At 57.5% G+C, this 16,040-nt stretch carries 12 protein-coding genes; 4 read left to right on the forward strand and 8 right to left on the reverse strand.

Annotated features, from left to right (window positions below; translation table 11 throughout):
- Positions 1 to 179: 179 nt before the first annotated feature.
- The 7 genes from FBZ97_RS19310 to FBZ97_RS19340 form a co-directional block, all read right to left on the reverse strand.
- Positions 180 to 1,439 (reverse strand): MgtC/SapB family protein, encoded by a 1,260-nt coding sequence (locus FBZ97_RS19310; protein WP_348642379.1) that lies wholly within the window; start codon positions 1,437 to 1,439, stop codon positions 180 to 182.
- Positions 1,440 to 1,511: 72 nt separating this feature from the next.
- Positions 1,512 to 2,633, reverse strand: coding sequence for an ABC transporter permease (locus tag FBZ97_RS19315; RefSeq protein ID WP_145321146.1), 1,122 nt, complete (start codon positions 2,631 to 2,633; stop codon positions 1,512 to 1,514).
- Between the two features lies 1 nt (position 2,634).
- Complete coding sequence (gene rbbA / locus FBZ97_RS19320) at positions 2,635 to 5,352, reverse strand: ribosome-associated ATPase/putative transporter RbbA (protein ID WP_113388833.1); 2,718 nt, start codon at positions 5,350 to 5,352, stop codon at positions 2,635 to 2,637.
- Positions 5,349 to 6,383, reverse strand: coding sequence for an HlyD family efflux transporter periplasmic adaptor subunit (locus tag FBZ97_RS19325; protein ID WP_145321144.1), 1,035 nt, complete (start codon positions 6,381 to 6,383; stop codon positions 5,349 to 5,351). Before FBZ97_RS19325 ends, rbbA begins: the two co-directional genes overlap by 4 nt.
- A gap of 275 nt (positions 6,384 to 6,658) precedes the next feature.
- The gene (locus FBZ97_RS34465) at positions 6,659 to 6,829 is read right to left on the reverse strand and encodes a hypothetical protein (RefSeq protein WP_156090760.1); all 171 of its coding nucleotides are present in this window, start codon (positions 6,827 to 6,829) and stop codon (positions 6,659 to 6,661) included.
- A 708-nt stretch (positions 6,830 to 7,537) separates the two neighbouring features.
- Positions 7,538 to 7,897 carry a hypothetical protein gene (locus FBZ97_RS19335; protein ID WP_113388836.1) on the reverse strand — a complete coding sequence of 120 codons (360 nt, stop codon included), beginning with the start codon at positions 7,895 to 7,897 and terminating at the stop codon, positions 7,538 to 7,540.
- 18 nt (positions 7,898 to 7,915) lie between these two features.
- Positions 7,916 to 9,517: an MBL fold metallo-hydrolase gene (locus FBZ97_RS19340; RefSeq protein WP_145321142.1), complete on the reverse strand. Its 1,602-nt coding sequence runs from the start codon at positions 9,515 to 9,517 to the stop codon at positions 7,916 to 7,918.
- Between the two features lie 126 nt (positions 9,518 to 9,643).
- Here FBZ97_RS19340 and FBZ97_RS19345 point away from each other — a divergent pair, with 126 nt between their 5' ends.
- On the forward strand, positions 9,644 to 10,477 hold the full coding sequence (locus FBZ97_RS19345; RefSeq protein ID WP_113388865.1) for a universal stress protein: 834 nt from the start codon (positions 9,644 to 9,646) through the stop codon (positions 10,475 to 10,477).
- A gap of 326 nt (positions 10,478 to 10,803) precedes the next feature.
- Positions 10,804 to 11,451: a BON domain-containing protein gene (locus tag FBZ97_RS19350; RefSeq protein ID WP_113388838.1), complete on the forward strand. Its 648-nt coding sequence runs from the start codon at positions 10,804 to 10,806 to the stop codon at positions 11,449 to 11,451.
- Between the two features lie 97 nt (positions 11,452 to 11,548).
- Here FBZ97_RS19350 and FBZ97_RS19355 read toward each other — a convergent pair whose 3' ends face one another.
- On the reverse strand, positions 11,549 to 12,055 hold the full coding sequence (locus FBZ97_RS19355) for an Hsp20/alpha crystallin family protein (RefSeq protein ID WP_113388839.1): 507 nt from the start codon (positions 12,053 to 12,055) through the stop codon (positions 11,549 to 11,551).
- A 181-nt stretch (positions 12,056 to 12,236) separates the two neighbouring features.
- On the opposite strand from FBZ97_RS19355, the gene FBZ97_RS19360 reads away from it, so the two are divergent.
- Positions 12,237 to 13,163, forward strand: a complete 927-nt coding sequence (locus tag FBZ97_RS19360) for a universal stress protein (protein WP_246661814.1) — start codon at positions 12,237 to 12,239, stop codon at positions 13,161 to 13,163.
- A gap of 259 nt (positions 13,164 to 13,422) precedes the next feature.
- Positions 13,423 to 16,023 (forward strand): magnesium-translocating P-type ATPase, encoded by a 2,601-nt coding sequence (mgtA, locus tag FBZ97_RS19365; protein WP_113388840.1) that lies wholly within the window; start codon positions 13,423 to 13,425, stop codon positions 16,021 to 16,023.
- Positions 16,024 to 16,040: the final 17 nt, after the last annotated feature.

Raw genomic sequence — 16,040 nt, forward strand, 5'->3', positions numbered from 1 at the left:
AGGAACAAGAGCCGAGTTTGCGACATGCGCTGCATCTCGGTCTTTCGGGGTAAATGGGACGAGAAGTCGGGACATTTTCTAAGCCGAGTACGCAATGCTGCATTGATTTGCGTCAATTGAGCTCGGTGCCGGCCATGATTTCATGGGGGATCGCGATGTCCTGGCTCCCCGGCCGGCGGTCACGCCAAGGTGCTAAACCCGAAATAGGCAGCAACGGCGACGACGAGCGCCGTCGACGTTGTCACACTCAATGCTGTGGCGTAGGCGCGACTTCCGAACATGATGGCCAGCACCATCTTCACTATCAGATTGGCGGCCGCGGCCAGAGAGATCGCGATCGTCGCAACCTCCGTCGTCAGCACCGAGCCCGCCATGCGTGCCGTCGACAGGGTGATGGCATCAAGATCGGCAAGTCCCGAAAGCAGCGCGACGACAAATATGATCGATGGCCCGATCTGGTCGATCGTGAATTTCGATAGGAAGCTTATGACGCCGAGAAATGCTCCGAAACGGAGAACCGTGAGCAATTCGAACGGATTATCTGGATTGATGTCGGTTGCCTTATCGTCGGCCTTCGCTCCCCTGAGCATCAGGAAGGTCGCCGAAAGAAAGACAAGAATGACGGGAACGAACGCGACAGCCAGCTTGGGAATGAGTACAGGCGCCAATATGCCACTGATGACCAGTGCCCGTCCGATGGACATTGCTCCGGCGATCGACGCGCCGGCAGCGAGGCTGTGGGTCGCCTGAGTGCTGCGGCACGATAGACGCGCGAAGGACAAGGTGACAGCGGTTGACGAAATGAACCCGCCTGCAGCGCCACTAAAAAGGATTCCATGTTTTGCTCCGGCGATGCGGACCGCCAGATAGCCGACATAGGAGATGGCGGCAATCATGATTGTCAGCAGCCATAGCTGGAATGGATTGATGGCATTCCAGGGATCGATTGTTCTGTCGGGAAGGAGGGGCAGCGCAACGAGTGTCATGGCAAGCAGCACGAGTGCAGCTCTAAATTCCAGCCATGTCAGGTTTCGCAGAAATCCATGCAGACTATAGCGAGCAGCCAGCAACGCAGTCACCGCGACGCCTCCGGCCGCAGCGACGGTCATGTCGGAAACGGTCGCTATGACCCCAAGGACGAAGACGGCGAGAGCCGCTATGACGCTGGTGACGCTGTAGTCTTCTTCCTGCTCGGCCTGGTATCTGCTGAAGACGACAAATGCAATGCCGAAAACAACGAAAACGGCGGCCGGCAGGATCGGTCCGAGCTTGACCTGCAGGAAACCTGCCAAGCCGCCGAGAAAGCCGGACAGGCCGAAGGTGCGAATACCGGCCGTTCTTTTACCGGGCTCCGTCTCGCGCTCCTGCCAGCCGCGCTCAACCCCGACCAGAATGCCGATGGCAAGAGCGAGGCTGAGACGCTGAAACGCTTCGATCATATCCATTTCATGACAATAGTAACGAGCGAATGCACAAGCAATCTGGACTACCAAATTCCACCGGGAGGCACCTCACTGACCGCTGAGAAGCGACTTGCGAAAACGCAGCGTAGCCACGGCAAAGAATGCCGCTCCGATGCCGAAGAGCGCCAGCATTTGCGGCCATATGATCGCAAATCCGGCTCCCCGATAAAGCACGGCCTGGGATAAGGCGACGAAATGTGTCGATGGCGAAAGCTGCATCACATTCTGCAACCAACCGGGCATGCTCTCCATGGGTGTCGTGCTTCCGGATAAGAGGTTCATGATGATAAGCACCGGCATCACAATCAGTCCGAACTGCGCCATCGAAGTGGAAACGGTGGCAATCAAGATGCCGAGTGACGTCACCGAAAACTGGTAGAGGACGGCCGCGGTTACAAAGAGGCTCACAGATCCGGCGACGGGCACACCGAGCAGGCGCTCGACGACGGCGATAAGCGAGAAGATCGCAGCCACGACGATGACGAGGCCATTCGCCCATATTTTTGCGAGCATGATTTCGATCGGGGTGACCGGCATGACGAGCAGGTGCTCGATCGTTCCATGTTCGCGCTCGCGGATCAGTGCCGCGCCCGTCAAGATAACCGAGAGCATGGTGATATTGTTGATCACCTGCATCACGGCCGTGAACCATTCGGATTTGAGGTTGGGGTTGAATTTCGCCCGTACGATCAGATTGATCGGTTGTTTCTGATCAACTCCGGGCATTGCCGTCAGCACCTCCTGCAGGATGATATTCTGGATATAGGAAGCCCCATTGCCGGCCTGCGACATCGCGGTCGCGTCGATATCAATCTGGACCGATGGATGGCGCCCGGCAATCACGTCCTGCTCGAATTTGGGTGGAATCTCGACGACAAAAACGAAGCGGCCGGCATCCATCACAGCATCGATCTCGTCGGCATCGATCAATTCCGGAGGCTTGAAAAATGGCTGTAGCAGGGCATCGCGCAATCGTGCGGACAGCATCGAACGGTCTTCATCGACGATCGCCACCGCGGCATTCTCAACCTCGAATTTCGCGCCCGTCGCCACGGCGTAGATGGCGAAGGTAAATGTATAGACGATCAGCGCGACAAGGACAGGATCGGCCTTGAGGCTGTAGAGCTCCTTGATGCCCAGGCGAAGGATCCGGAAAAGACGGGCAGCCATGTCAGGCCCCTCTCTTTCGCAGTGAAATAATCGCGGCCGCGATGAACCCGAATCCAAAGAGGCCGATCACCAACATATCGAACCAGAGATCGGCAAAACCCAGCCCCTTTGCTACGACACCGACGCTGACCGGCTGATACCATGCCGACGGGAAGGCAAGCCCCATGAGCCGTCCGCCCCCCGAAAGCGACGAGACTGGGACGAGCAGTCCGGAAAAATTCACCGCCGGGATAATGGCGATGATGGCTGTCGCGAAAATGCCGGCGACCTGACTGCGGACAAAGCTCGATATGAACAGTCCGAAGCCGGTCGTCGCGAAAACATAAAGCAGCGATCCGGCAGCAAAGGTCAGGAGGGAACCTTTGACCGGCACTGCGAAGACAAAACGAGTCATCAGCACAAGAAGAATGAAACTCAAGAACGCGATCGCGACATAGGGCAACTGTTTGCCAAGAAGGAATTCGATCTTCGTGACGGGCGTCGACTGGAAGTTGGCGATGGATCCGGTCTCTTTCTCCTTGACGACGCCAAGCGCGGTCATGATGGCGGGAATGAGCACCAGCATCAGCACGATGACGCTTGGCACAATGGCGTTGGCGCTTTTGAAAGCCTGATTGTAGCGAAAACGACGTTCAATTTCTATGGGATAGGGGGATGTGGCGCGACCGCTTTGACGGGCGGCATTATCCGTCATGTAGCTCGTGGCAAGCCCTGAGACATAGCCGCGCGCCGTCTCCGCTCGGAAAGGCATGGCGCCATCGAGCCAGACCGAGACTTCCGGATGGATCTGACGCAGCAGATCCCTGCCGAAATCGGTCGGAATCTCGATCGCCAGCTTCAGCTCGCCGCTTTTGAGACGAGTCTCAAGGTCATCGATGGAGGACACCGCCGGTTGCTCATCAAAATAGCGCGAACCCTGAAAGCTCTCCAGAAGTTGCCTGCTTTCAGCCGATTGGTCCTGATCGAAGACCGCGAAGGGAAGACGCTCCACATCGAAGGAGATGCCGTAGCCGAAGGCCAGGAGGAGAATGACCGGACCTAGAAATGCGAAGATCAAACGCGTGGGGTCGCGGCGTATTTCCAGGTTTTCGCGCCATGCATAGGCCCATAAGCGGCGAAGGTCGAAGATGCCCGGCTTCGAGACGTCGGCAGCCTTCGCCGCAGTTGCGATTGGCGGCGTGTCGTCCCGTCCCATCCCCGCCTCAGTGAGCACGTCGATGAAGACATCCTCCAGCACCTCGCGACCGCGCTGCTTTTTCAACTCCGCCGGACTGCCGACGGCGAGCACCTTGCCCTCGTGCATCATGGAAATACGATCACAACGTTCGGCTTCGTTCATGAAATGCGTGGAGAGGAAGATCGTCACGCCATCTTTGCGTGACAAGCTCAGGAGCGAACGCCAGAAACTGTCGCGGGCGACGGGATCGACCCCGGATGTCGGCTCGTCCAGGATCAGTACCTCCGGGCGATGGATGACCGCCGCCGCCAGTTGCAGGCGCTGTCGCATGCCGAGCGGCAGGCTCTCCGGGCGACGATCGGCAACGGCTGTCAGTTCAAAATCGGCAAGCATTTCCTTGACACGAACCGTTACCTGCTCGGCCGGAAGGCCGAACAACTGTGCATGCAGCACCAGGTTCTGGCGGACCGACAGTTCGCTATAAAGAGAAAATGCCTGTGACATATAGCCGACGCGGCGACGCGTTTCCAAATCCCCGGCCTTGAGCGGCTGACCGAAGAGGCGCGCCTCGCCTTCGCTTGCGGGAAGCAAACCCGTCAGCATCTTCATCGTGGTACTTTTGCCGCTGCCATTCGAGCCGAGAAAGCCGAAAATCTCGCCCCTTTCGATACGAAAGCTTACGTGATCGACCGCAGTGAAGTCATCAAAACGTCTGGTAAGTCCCTCAGCTTCGATCGCGGGGATACCATCTCCAGCCAGGCGCGGGACCACGAGAAGCGGCGCATCGGCTCTACGCAGTTCCTCCGGCAAGAGTGCAACAAAGGCATCTTCCAGGGAGGATTGTCCTGAGCTGCGTTTGATCTCAGCAGGGCTCCCCGTCGCGATGACCCGGCCGCCATGCATGGCGACGAGCCAATCGAAACGTTCGGCTTCTTCCATGTAGGCAGTGGCGACGATGACGCTCATCCCCGGCCGTCTGGCCCGCATGCGTGCGATCAATTCCCAAAATTGCCGACGCGACAGCGGGTCGATGCCTGTCGTCGGTTCGTCGAGAATAAGAATGTCCGGATCATGAATAAGAGCGGCGCAGATGCCAAGTTTCTGTTTCATGCCGCCTGACAGCTTACCGGCGGGGCGATCCCGAAACGGAGCAAGCCCAGTGATCTTGAGCAGTTCGTCCATATGTTCCCGGCGCTCGTTGCGATCCATCGCGAAGAGGCGACCGAAGAAATCGAGATTTTCCGCAACGCTCAGCGTCGGATAGAGATTGCGGCCGAGACCCTGGGGCATATAGGCAATGCGGGCACCAGCGAGACGGCGCTGATGCGCGTCGGACATATCGCCGTCGAGGACGTGGATGTTCCCCTGTTGCGACCTTGTCACCCCGGCAGCGAGCGCGAGCAGCGTCGACTTTCCAACGCCGTCCGGGCCAATGACGCCTGCCATGCAGCCCGCCGGAACAACGAGATCGACCCCGTCGAGTGCCACTTTCTTCCCATAGCGATGCGTAACGCCGGCGAGGCTGATAACTTCGCCCGTCATTGGGGTAACTTCACGGCGAGTTGCGGCGGCCATGCAGCGGCAGGATCGGTGCGCACGTAACCCACGCCGCGAACCCCCGTCTTCACCCGGGTTTCGTACTGCTTGAGCAAATCGGAGGCGATACGAAGTTTGACGCGGAACATCAGCTTCTCGCGCTCGTCCTCGGTCTCGACCGTTTTCGGCGTGAACTGCGCCTCCGCGGCAACGAAGGAGATGGTCGCAGGTACGACATAACCGGGCGCTGGATCGAGAATGATTCGCGCCTCATCACCAAAAGCGAGGCGCCCAGCGGCCCTCGCTGGCAGAAAAACGGTCATATAGACGTCAGTCAAATCCAGGAGTGTCGCGATCGGCGCACCGGCTGCCACCACTTCGCCCGACTGCACCAACTTATATTCCACGCGCCCTCGTCTGGGCGCCTTTAGGATCGCATCGTCGAGCTGCGAGCGAATGCGCGCAACCTCGGCGCGGGCGGCGTCCAGCCCAGCCTGAGCCTCATCGCGGCTTGCGAGCGCGGAACGAGAGACCGCCTCGGCAACGGCGAGCTGGCTGCGACGCAGGTCGAGTTGTTGCCGCGTACCGCTCCCGGTGGCACTGAGATCGAAGGCTCGTTCAAGTTCCAGGCGCGCAAGTGTGAGTTCGCTACCACGCTGCGCGATGGTCGCCTCGGCAGTTGCCACGCCGGTTTCGGAACGCCGAACTTCCGCCTCCGCGCCCGAAAGCTGCGCATCAAGCTCGGACGTGTCCATCCGCGCAATGACAGCGCCGGGATCGACTATCTGTCCCTCCTCGACAAGAACGTCGGCGACACGGCCAGCGAATTTCGCGGAAACCAGAACCTGTTGCGCCTCGATGCGGCCGTTGGACGTCGCGATGCCGGGCACCTGCTCGCTGCCGCGCAGCTTGTTCCAGAGCTCTTGCACGTGGTCGCTCAACGTTGCTGCATCACGCGCCACGGCGTCGTGGCTTCCTGCATTCAGGCTCAGGATCGCAACAACGGCAAAAAGAAAAGGGACATGGGATTTGTGCAAGAAACGGCTCCCGAAGAACGAACTGAATGGGTGCTGCCGGCGTGGCGAACCACTCAGGCGCTGCGTTCATTATTCACGGGTGGGATTCCTCGTCATTGACGTAGATCATCTGCTCAGTGCAAGCGTCGCGATCAGTCATTGTTCGATCCGATCCGTGAAGAGAGATCTTCCGTCCTTTGAGAAGAGACTTCGGCTGGCCGGAAGCAGCAAAAGGCCACGGGATCTCACATCCCTCTGCCATTCTTTCGGCCTGATAGACATGTCTCGCTTCGTCTCTACTGGTCGATCACGGCATGACCGCCGCCTGCACGGGCGGCGGAGACGCCCTTGTGATCGAACAGACGGACGGTGGACTTACCGAGATTGAGGTCGTCATCCACGAGGATCCCGCTGATCCGTGGCGGGAAGTTCCCAGCGGCTCTATGGCGCCGAAGGTCGCTCTTCATAAGTAATCCATGGAGACCGTTCAACTCGGGGGGAGATAGTTCTGTCATCGTCAAAGCCGGCAAGACGTCGCCTCAACATCCCATGCAAATAGAACCGCGATGTTGATCCAGGACAACGCGCATCATCGGGAATTCGGTGACGATAGTCTCGATCAAGGAGGCTTATCATGAACTTTATCCCTTCCCAGACCTTCTCGGATTCTGCGCACCAAGCCGAAACATGGGTCGTAGAATTGTCCGAATATCTCCATTGTGAACGGAATGAGGCCTATGAGTGCCTGCGCTCCGTCCTACACGCGCTTCGAGATTCAATGAGCCAGAAGGCAATGGCTGACTTCTCAGCGCATCTGCCGCCATTGATCCGCGGATTATTCTACGAAAACTGGCGGCCTGAGCACACCCAACCGTGCTCAAATAGAATGGCATTCCTTGCGAGCGTAGGCACGCGATCAGTGAGGCTGAATGACATAGGCGTCGAGCAGGCAGCACAGAATGTCTTCAAGTTGCTGGATCATCGCTTGAGCCCACCTGCGATCAAGAAAGTCAAGCTCGCGATGAACCCGTCCCTTGGGTCGCTCTGGCCCGAGCGCCCACAGCAATCAAATAGCGCCGCGTAGCTTAACAAGACGAACACCGGCAAACCGCGATTTGAGAAACGCGTGGGCTTGCGGCGCTGCCTTTATTCCGGCTGGTTGCTGCCGTGCGCTGTCATTTCATGCTCGCTATGCGCCGCAATCGGCGGACGGTCTCGCAACCACCGGACTTCGCGGTGGTATCAGCCTGGTTGCCTGCGACTTCGGCTGCCGCATCAAGTAGCTCCAAGGCATATACTACCCCCGCATCGGTGTCCTCGTGACAAAGGCTTGCGTTTGTGCAGCGCGCATCAAGGGCTTGTCTGATCCTATTCTTGATAGAGAGCATTCCCGTGCTGCCGGAATAGGCCGAAAGCTCATGCAGGCAAATTGAGGCGACAATCTCCGACGCGATGACCTTGCCCTCGACCTCTCCGAGCGTCGGAATGGCAAATCGCTGCCCTCCCCTTCTGCAATCGCGATCCGTCATCAGCATGGTCTTACTCCGTTGTGGCTAGCTTGAACGCCCGTCATCCTCAATAGCTCTTTTGACGCGCCGAAGAATAACGGCGCGCGCTTTCCGGTCGGCGGTTTGACGCAACCGCTCCTCGAGATCGAGGACGATCGATTGATAATCATTATGCCAATCCGAATGGCCGACATCCTGGGGCGCTAGGCGCGGAGGCGGCGTACCGCGTGCGAGCGGTACGGCGGCTGTTTTCGTCAGACTGTAGCTGTCGTCGAGCGATGGCACGACAATGGTCGCTTCCGGCTTCTCGACCAACAGACGAGATTTCAGACTGTCGCGCGCGGCAGGCTCGCCATGAACCAGAAACAGCCCCGAGCGAATCGGTTCCCTGGCTCCTATCCAAGCTCTCAATTCGCTGGCGTCGGCGTGACCGCTATAGGCATCCAGTGATCGCACAGTCGCGCGGACAATGATCTCCTCACCCTGGACTTTTACGGTGCGCGCGCCGTCTTCAAGAATTCTCCCGAGGGTGCCGGCTGCCTGGAATCCGACGAGCAACACAGTGCCTTCATCGCGCCAAAGCCAGTTCTTGAGACGGTGACGAATGCGGCCGGCCTCACACATGCCGCTGGCAGCGATGATGATATGGAAGCCGCGAATGAGGTCGATTGCTTTTGATTGCTCGGCCGTTTCCGTAAAGCGTACATTTTTGGCATTCAATGCTTTGATCAGTAGGTCGCCGTTGGGGATGGAATGCGCATGCTGCTTGAAGATTGCGGTCGCGCGCGAAGCCAATGGAGAGTCGATGATGATGGGACAGCGGGATATCTCACCAGCATCCATCAGCCCATTGATATCAGCCACCAATTCCTGTGTGCGTTCGACCGCAAATGATGGAATCAGCAGAGCGCCGTTGGGATGATAGGCCTTGAGAAGGATCTCGCGAAGTTGCCCGCGACGAGCGACGTCGGAAACTTCGTCTCGTTCACGATCCCCATACGTGCTTTCGCAGATGACGTAATCGAAATCCTTGGGAGCATCCGGTCGGGCCTCCAAAAGCTTGTGTTGCGGACCAACGTCACCGGAAACCAGTATGCGGATGGGGCCATTTTCGGTCGCGAGTTCGATCTCGACCGAAGCCGAACCGAGCAGATGTCCGGCGTCCCAAAGCCGAAATCCAAGTCCGCCCTCCAATCTCTGCCATTCTTTGTAGGCGACCGCTCGAAACTGCATCATCGCGGCGCGCGCGTCTTCTGCGGTGTAGATGGGTTGTAACGTGTCGCGCGATCTATGCCGGTAGCGGCGATTCAGCTGATCGACTTCCGATTCCTGAATATGTCCGGAGTCTTGCAGCATGATCGAGCACAGATCCAAGGTCGCCGGCGTGCAATGAATAGGCCCTTCGAAGCCGGCTTTCACCAGCTTCGGGATAAGTCCCGAATGATCGATATGCGCATGGGTCAGAATGACGGCGTCAATCAGAGACGCATCGAATGGGAACGGCCTGTAATTCAGTTCCTTCTCGGTCTTGGAGCCCTGGAACATGCCACAATCGACCATTATGCGGGTGCCGCGGTGCTCAAGGACAAAGCACGAGCCGGTTACCGATCCGGCCGCACCGTGGAAATGTAAAACTGAATCCGTCATCTGGTTCCCTCGCATGCATCCAACCTTATGCGCAGCGGATCAGGCTCGCTTTGCGGAAGATCAAGGAAATGAGATTGAAAGTGAGGTTTGCTGTCCTTTCCTCCAAACAAGAAAGGCGATCCGACCATGTCCATCAAAACCGTCTTGAGTATCCTCGATGTCAATCAATTCAAGGATGACCTGAAGGGCGCCGTCGATTTTTGCCAAACGCACGGTGCCCATCTTACCGCATTGGTGGTTTCGATGTGCGCCACGCCTCCACTCACCGCACATGATGCCCTCTCCACGATCAGGCTCGGTGAGCAGCAACGTGAAATAGATAGATTGACCGAAAGAGCAGCCGATATCAAAACGCTGCTCAGCGGGAGCGCGTCCTCCTATGACGTGCAGGAAATCTACACGGAATTTGCCTGGGCAGACGATGACATAGCCGAGCGAGCTCTTTATGCCGATCTCGTCCTCATCGGTCCGGAGGCCGCCCGCAACGAGGAACTTCGGCGAAGAGTGATCGACGGGGCGTTATTTCAGTCGCCCGCACCGGTGCTTGTCACCCCGAGCGACAAGATGGTTCGGCTCCCGCCGAAAACAATTTTGCTGGCCTGGGACTCTGGCGAGGAGGCCGCGCGCGCCGCGCGCCAGTCGATCGACTTCTTGCAAGCCGCCGGAACGGTTCATGTCACGCTTGTCGATCCCCTTGCTGCGCGCTCCGTCAATGGCGAAGAGCCTGGCGCAGATATCGCTGCTTTCCTCACGCGACATGGTGTCAAGGTCGATGTCGATTGCGTTGCGAGCGGCGGTCGATTGGTCGATGAAACGTTGCGACAACACGCAGCAGACATCGCAGCAGACATGATCGTCATGGGAGCCTATAGTCATCCACGCTTGCAGGAACGCCTGTTCGGTGGAGTGACACGATCGATGCTGAAAGACTCGGACATACCGTTGTTTCTTGCCCACTGACAGCAAGCGCCAATGCTGTTTTCCTGGCATGCCTCCTTGATGCTTGCCAGCATTGTAGACGTCGCATGATCAACAGATAGCCCGATAAGAGAGCAAGCGCGGCCAGTCAGCCATCGACTGAAGACGAAACTTGATAGCCCCTGAATCCGCGCACCCGGGGACCCAGTTCCAGACGACCCCGGGTGTACCCACCGGTCCCGACCGACCAGACGGAGCTCGCCAAGACACGGTTTCGTCTTTGACCCAACGCAATGACACTGGACGCCAGATTGACGAGATTTGATTTGAGGCGCGAGCCTCGATCAATTGTCTTCAAGGAGGACATCATGAGTGATCTGAAGATACGTCGGGATATTCTCGATGAACTGGAATTTGATCCCAGCATTGACGCCGCCGCGATCGGCGTTTCGGTGCAGAATGGCGTCGCGACACTATCTGGCCATGTCAGGAGCTGTGCTGAGAAAATGGCGGCGGAGGCAGTTACTCGGCGGGTGAAAGGCGTCCGGGCGATTGCCGATGAGATCGATGTGCGTTGGCCCGAGCAGAAAAGGCATGCCGACGATGAAATCGCAGCCCGCGCGCTTGATATCATTACCTGGGACACTGCGTTGCCCGATGGCGCCATTGACGTCAAGGTCCAGCGCGGGTGGGTAACACTCTCTGGCGAAGTACGCTGGCACTTCCAGCGCATGGCGGCGGAAAATGCCGTCAAAAAGCTTGGCGGCGTTGTTGGCGTGACGAATATCCTAACCATCCGGCAACTTGTCGGCGCATCGGATATCAAGGAACGGATCGAGCAGGCGCTACGGCGAAACGCTGAGATCGAGGCGGATGGAATCAGAGTTCGCGTTGCCGACAGCAAAGTCGTTCTTGAAGGCGACGTTCATGCCTGGAGCGAGCGTCATGCGGCAGAGCAAGCAGCATGGTCCGTCCCCGGCGTCGCCATTGTTGAAAATCATCTTCATGTCGGCTAACGCCGAAGGGAGGGGTTAGCCCCTCCCTTCTTCTGCCCCCGGCCCCCTTGGCAACCTACAGCTGAGCCGCGACGGACAAGTGTAAAGCGCTTGTGGGCTAGCCTGCCTTGATTGCAATTTTCCGGTCATTCTTGTGAGCATTGGCTGTCTTCGGTAAAACGACCTTCAATACGCCATTTTCGAAGGACGCGTTGATACTGTCTGCATCGACACCGTTGGGAAGTTGGAGACTGCGCTGGAACGACCCATAGCGCCGTTCGCTGAGATAGTATTCCTTCTCCTTTTCCTCCTTGCGTTCGTGCTTTTCGCCTTTGACCGTCAGGATGCCGTTCGCGAGCGTCAAATCCAGCTCCTTCGCGTCGATCCCCGGAAGCTCAACTGTGAGCTCATAGGTCTTGTCGGACTCGACGAAGTCAGCAGCCGGCACGCCGCGCGTGAAGGTATTCGGGAAACGAGCAAACGTCCGGTCGAAGAAACCCGGAGTAAAGTCATTGAAGACGCGATCAATTTCCGATCGCAGGCTCTCAAATGGCGCCCAGCGCTCCATAGCGGGCGCCGTCTTCTTCTCCGTGCTCACAGGAAGCTTTCTTGCCATATCGGCCATATCTTTTCTCCTCTTCGTGACGGGGACCATTGGAGGGCGACTTTGCCTCGGCCCCTTTCCAAACCGTCTTTAATAAGACGTGGTGTCATCAAAGACGGTGTCGCGAGACTGTTCATTGATTAGCATCAAAATGACGTGCAATCGCGCGACCGATGGGATTGGAATCGTCATTTTGACGATCATGAAATCGATCGGCGCCGTCTGCGGGCCGGACACCTTGATCTTCATCAAGGCGAAGGCGAGGCGCCGACGCGATCATTACGGCCGCCCCTTGGAGGAGACTGACATGAAACCGCAATTTCATCTGCCGTTGATCACCTATCCCACAGCCAGTTCGCTTTCCGTCGTTCAAAACGCGATCGATTTGGCGCGACATCAAAAAGCGGATCTCATCGCGAGCCTCCCGCAGATCAAGATGCCGCTCGTCGGTCAATCGTCCCCATGGGTCGACGATATCGAAAGATTGGGCTCGGAGGCAAAACGCTTCAGCCGCGACAGCGGTGTCACATTGAGCGAAGCATTCTGCGACCACGCCCACAGCGCAGGCATACGCGCCGTTATTCAGGCATTCGAAGCATCAGAGCCGCAAATCCGTGAGACTCTGGTAGAAATCTCGCGTGCTTATGACCTGTCAATTATCGAGGCGTCCGAGACCATGATGCCATTGCTTGAGAAGCTTCTGTTCGAAAGCGGCCGACCTCTCGTCCTGTTCCCTGCGAACCACGTGTGCGGGCGGATCGACACGGTGGCAATCGCATGGGATGGAAGCGCGCCGCTGTCGACAGCATTGACAGGCGCCAGATTATTCCTGGAAGGCGCATCGAAGATCATTTTGATATCGATCACCGATGATGGCTCAATGAATGAGAGGAGCCGGGCCCGATACGCGGAGGTGCTACGCAACAGCGGCTTGGATGTAGAAATTATCGTGGCCGGCGCAAATGGCGAAGAGGTAGCCGTCGCTATCCAATCGACCGCGAGAGCCTTGCACGCAGATCTGATTGTCGCCGGAGCCTACGGGCACTCCAGAATCCGCGAATTTGCCCTTGGAGGGGTCACTCGATCACTGCTAGTCGATCTTGAGATGCCCGTTCTTGTTGCTCACTGATCAAGCAGCGGAAGATTGATATCAACGTTTACTTCCCGCTCCCGAACTTCGGATGCCGGATATCTATCGTTCCGGCTCAGGCCAATCTCTACATTTCGACCAGCGCGTTTCCCGTACCGTCGCAGCGGCGGCGCATCCCAGTAGATAATCACGGCATGACGGCTTCAGCGGGCGGATTGCCGACAGATGATCGCCTGTTGACAAAGGTCAAGGCGCGCGCCGTGTGCAATGACTATTAAGCCATCAGAGGTGACCGCCGATGGCTATTGAAATTGACGAAACCACCAAGAACGCTCCGCCTAAAGGACCGGCTTCCTCAAACCGAGATACGACGGTGTCGCCGTCGCCTTTTTGGTCGAAGAGCGAGGATGTTCTGCTGCACGATCTCGGCTCGCGGACAAAAGGCCTTTCGGCTCAAGAGGCAATTTCGCGGTTAGAAAGCTACGGTCCGAACACGGTCGTCGCGATGACGCACACGAATGCACTTCATATTCTGGTGCGACAATTTCTGAATCCCCTCGTTCTCATTCTTATCTTTGCCGCGACGGTATCTTCGCTGGTCGGGGAGATGCATGATGCCATCATCATAAGCCTCATTGTCCTCGCGAGTTGCTTGCTTGGCTTTTCTCAGGAATACGGGGCAACCAAGGCGCTAGAGGCGCTGAAGAAAAGTATTTCATTATGGGCGACGGTCGTAAGGGGCGGGATGGAAACCCTTGTCCCGGCAAGCACCGTCGTCCCAGGGGATATCGTCAAGCTTGCTGCCGGCAGTCTTGTGCCGGCCGATGGCATGATCCTTTCGTCACGTGACTTGAACATCAGTGAGGCCGCTCTGACGGGCGAGACCTTCCCGGTTGGCAAGGTGGTGGGTGTCTGTCCTCCCGACGCCCCGATCGCCGCCAGGACCAATTGCGTCTTTACCGGCACATCCGTTCGCAGCGGCACGGCAACCGTTATCGCTGTAGATACGGGCGCGCGCACCGAGTATGCGGCCATCGCCGGCGCAATCGCGGGACAGATCCCCGAAACGGATTTCTCGCGAGGCATACGGCGCTTCGGTTATCTGATGACACGGATCATGTTGATGATCGTCATTACGGTCTTTGTTGCCAACTTGCTCCTGCATCGGCCGTTGATCGACTCGTTGCTATTTTCTCTGGCGCTGGCGGTCGGGCTCACTCCAGAGCTTTTGCCGGCGATTATCAGTATGACTCTCGCCCGCGGCGCGCACGCCATGGCCGCTGGCGGCGTCATAATTCGCCGGCTCGACGCGATTGAAAATCTCGGCAGCATGAATCTTCTATGTACCGACAAGACCGGCACGCTGACGGAAGGCACTATAAAACTCGACGATTGCGTTGATCCAGGCGGCATGCACTCGCAACGCGTCCGCTTGCTCGCCGTTTTGAATGCTTCGTTGCAGGCCGGCCTCAAAAACCCGCTCGACGATGCCATACTGACATCCGGCGAGACTGACGCGGATCTGAAAGCCTTCGTGAAGAAAGACGAGATTCCATACGATTTCATGCGCAAGCGGTTGTCGGTCATCGTTGGTGAGGTCGGTCAAGGTACGATGATGGTCTGCAAGGGCGCGGTCGCCAACATCCTTTCCGGCTGTACCGCTGTCAGGACGGGCAATGCTATCGAGCCCCTTGATGACCGGTGGCATGCGGACATCGACGCGCGTTATCGCAAATGGGGCGAGGACGGCATTCGGGTAATCGCAATCGCCACCAGGCGTTTCGCGCAAGACAAGGGATCTTATGACACGGACGACGAGCGCGAGCTGTGCCTCGAAGGCTTTCTATTGTTTCTTGATCCGCCGAAGGCAGGTATCAAGAACGCACTGGCGGGGTTGAGACATCGCGGCATCGGCATCAAGATCATATCCGGCGACAACCGCTACATCGTCAAACATCTGGCCGACACGATCGGGCTGAAAACGAAACAAATTTTGACCGGCGCGGAGCTGGCGTCGATGAGCAGTGATGCCCTGTTTGCCCGTGCGCCAAAGACAGATCTGTTTGTCGAGATTGATCCCAATCAGAAAGAGCTCATTATCAAAGCGCTGCGGCGTTCCGGCCATGTCGTCGGCTATATGGGTGACGGCATCAATGACGCTCCAGCCCTTCATGAGGCCGATGTCGGCATTTCTGTCGAGGGTGCGGTCGATGTCGCCCGGGAGGCTGCGGATCTCGTCCTGTTGCAGCAGGACCTCAATGTGCTGATTCGCGGAGTGGACGACGGTCGGCGAACCTTCGCCAACACCATGAAATACATATCGATCGCAACCAGCGCGAACTTCGGCAATATGATCAGCATGGCGATCGCCTCTCTGTTCCTCCCCTTCCTACCGCTGCTCGCCAAGCAAATTCTGCTTAACAACCTCCTTGCCGACATTCCAGCCATGGCCATTGCCACGGATCGGGTTGATCGACAGCAAGTGCAGCACCCAAGGCGCTGGGACATCCGCAGCATCCAGCGCTTTATGATCTTCTTCGGTCCGATCAGTTCGCTGTTCGATTTCGCGACATTCGGATTTCTGCTTTTCGTCGTGCATGTATCAACGAACCAGTTCCGCACGGCTTGGTTTGTGGAGTCGCTCATTACACAGCTTGCGACCATGCTGGTCGTTCGTACGACCATGACGGCATGGAAAGACAAGCCGGGCCGTTTGCTCCTATGCTCGACCGTAGTCATTATACTCATTGCGCTTGTCCTTCCTTACATTCCAATGGCTGCGATCATATTCGATTTCACGCCGCTCCCGGCGCCGTTGATGGCAGGTCTGATCGCAATCTCCGCGATTTACGCGGCTGCGCTCGAGCTGGTGAAACGCTTTTATTTTCGTCCGCGATGACTGCGCCGGCAATATTG

Origin of the sequence: Rhizobium sp. ERR 942, assembly GCF_007828395.1 — a bacterium.
Classification (GTDB): domain Bacteria; phylum Pseudomonadota; class Alphaproteobacteria; order Rhizobiales; family Rhizobiaceae; genus Rhizobium; species Rhizobium dioscoreae.

Excerpts from the sequence above, each read along its gene's own strand:
- FBZ97_RS19310 (WP_348642379.1), bottom strand. The coding sequence starts at position 1,439 with ATGATCGAAGCGTTTCAGCGTCTCAGCCTCGCTCTTGCCATCGGCATT.
- FBZ97_RS19315 (WP_145321146.1), bottom strand. The coding sequence starts at position 2,633 with ATGGCTGCCCGTCTTTTCCGGATCCTTCGCCTGGGCATCAAGGAGCTC.
- rbbA (WP_113388833.1), bottom strand. The coding sequence starts at position 5,352 with ATGACGGGCGAAGTTATCAGCCTCGCCGGCGTTACGCATCGCTATGGG.
- FBZ97_RS34465 (WP_156090760.1), bottom strand. The coding sequence starts at position 6,829 with ATGAAGAGCGACCTTCGGCGCCATAGAGCCGCTGGGAACTTCCCGCCA.
- FBZ97_RS19335 (WP_113388836.1), bottom strand. The coding sequence starts at position 7,897 with ATGCTGATGACGGATCGCGATTGCAGAAGGGGAGGGCAGCGATTTGCC.
- FBZ97_RS19340 (WP_145321142.1), bottom strand. The coding sequence starts at position 9,517 with ATGACGGATTCAGTTTTACATTTCCACGGTGCGGCCGGATCGGTAACC.
- FBZ97_RS19345 (WP_113388865.1), top strand. The coding sequence starts at position 9,644 with ATGTCCATCAAAACCGTCTTGAGTATCCTCGATGTCAATCAATTCAAG.
- FBZ97_RS19350 (WP_113388838.1), top strand. The coding sequence starts at position 10,804 with ATGAGTGATCTGAAGATACGTCGGGATATTCTCGATGAACTGGAATTT.
- FBZ97_RS19355 (WP_113388839.1), bottom strand. The coding sequence starts at position 12,055 with ATGGCCGATATGGCAAGAAAGCTTCCTGTGAGCACGGAGAAGAAGACG.
- FBZ97_RS19360 (WP_246661814.1), top strand. The coding sequence starts at position 12,237 with ATGAAATCGATCGGCGCCGTCTGCGGGCCGGACACCTTGATCTTCATC.
- mgtA (WP_113388840.1), top strand. The coding sequence starts at position 13,423 with ATGGCTATTGAAATTGACGAAACCACCAAGAACGCTCCGCCTAAAGGA.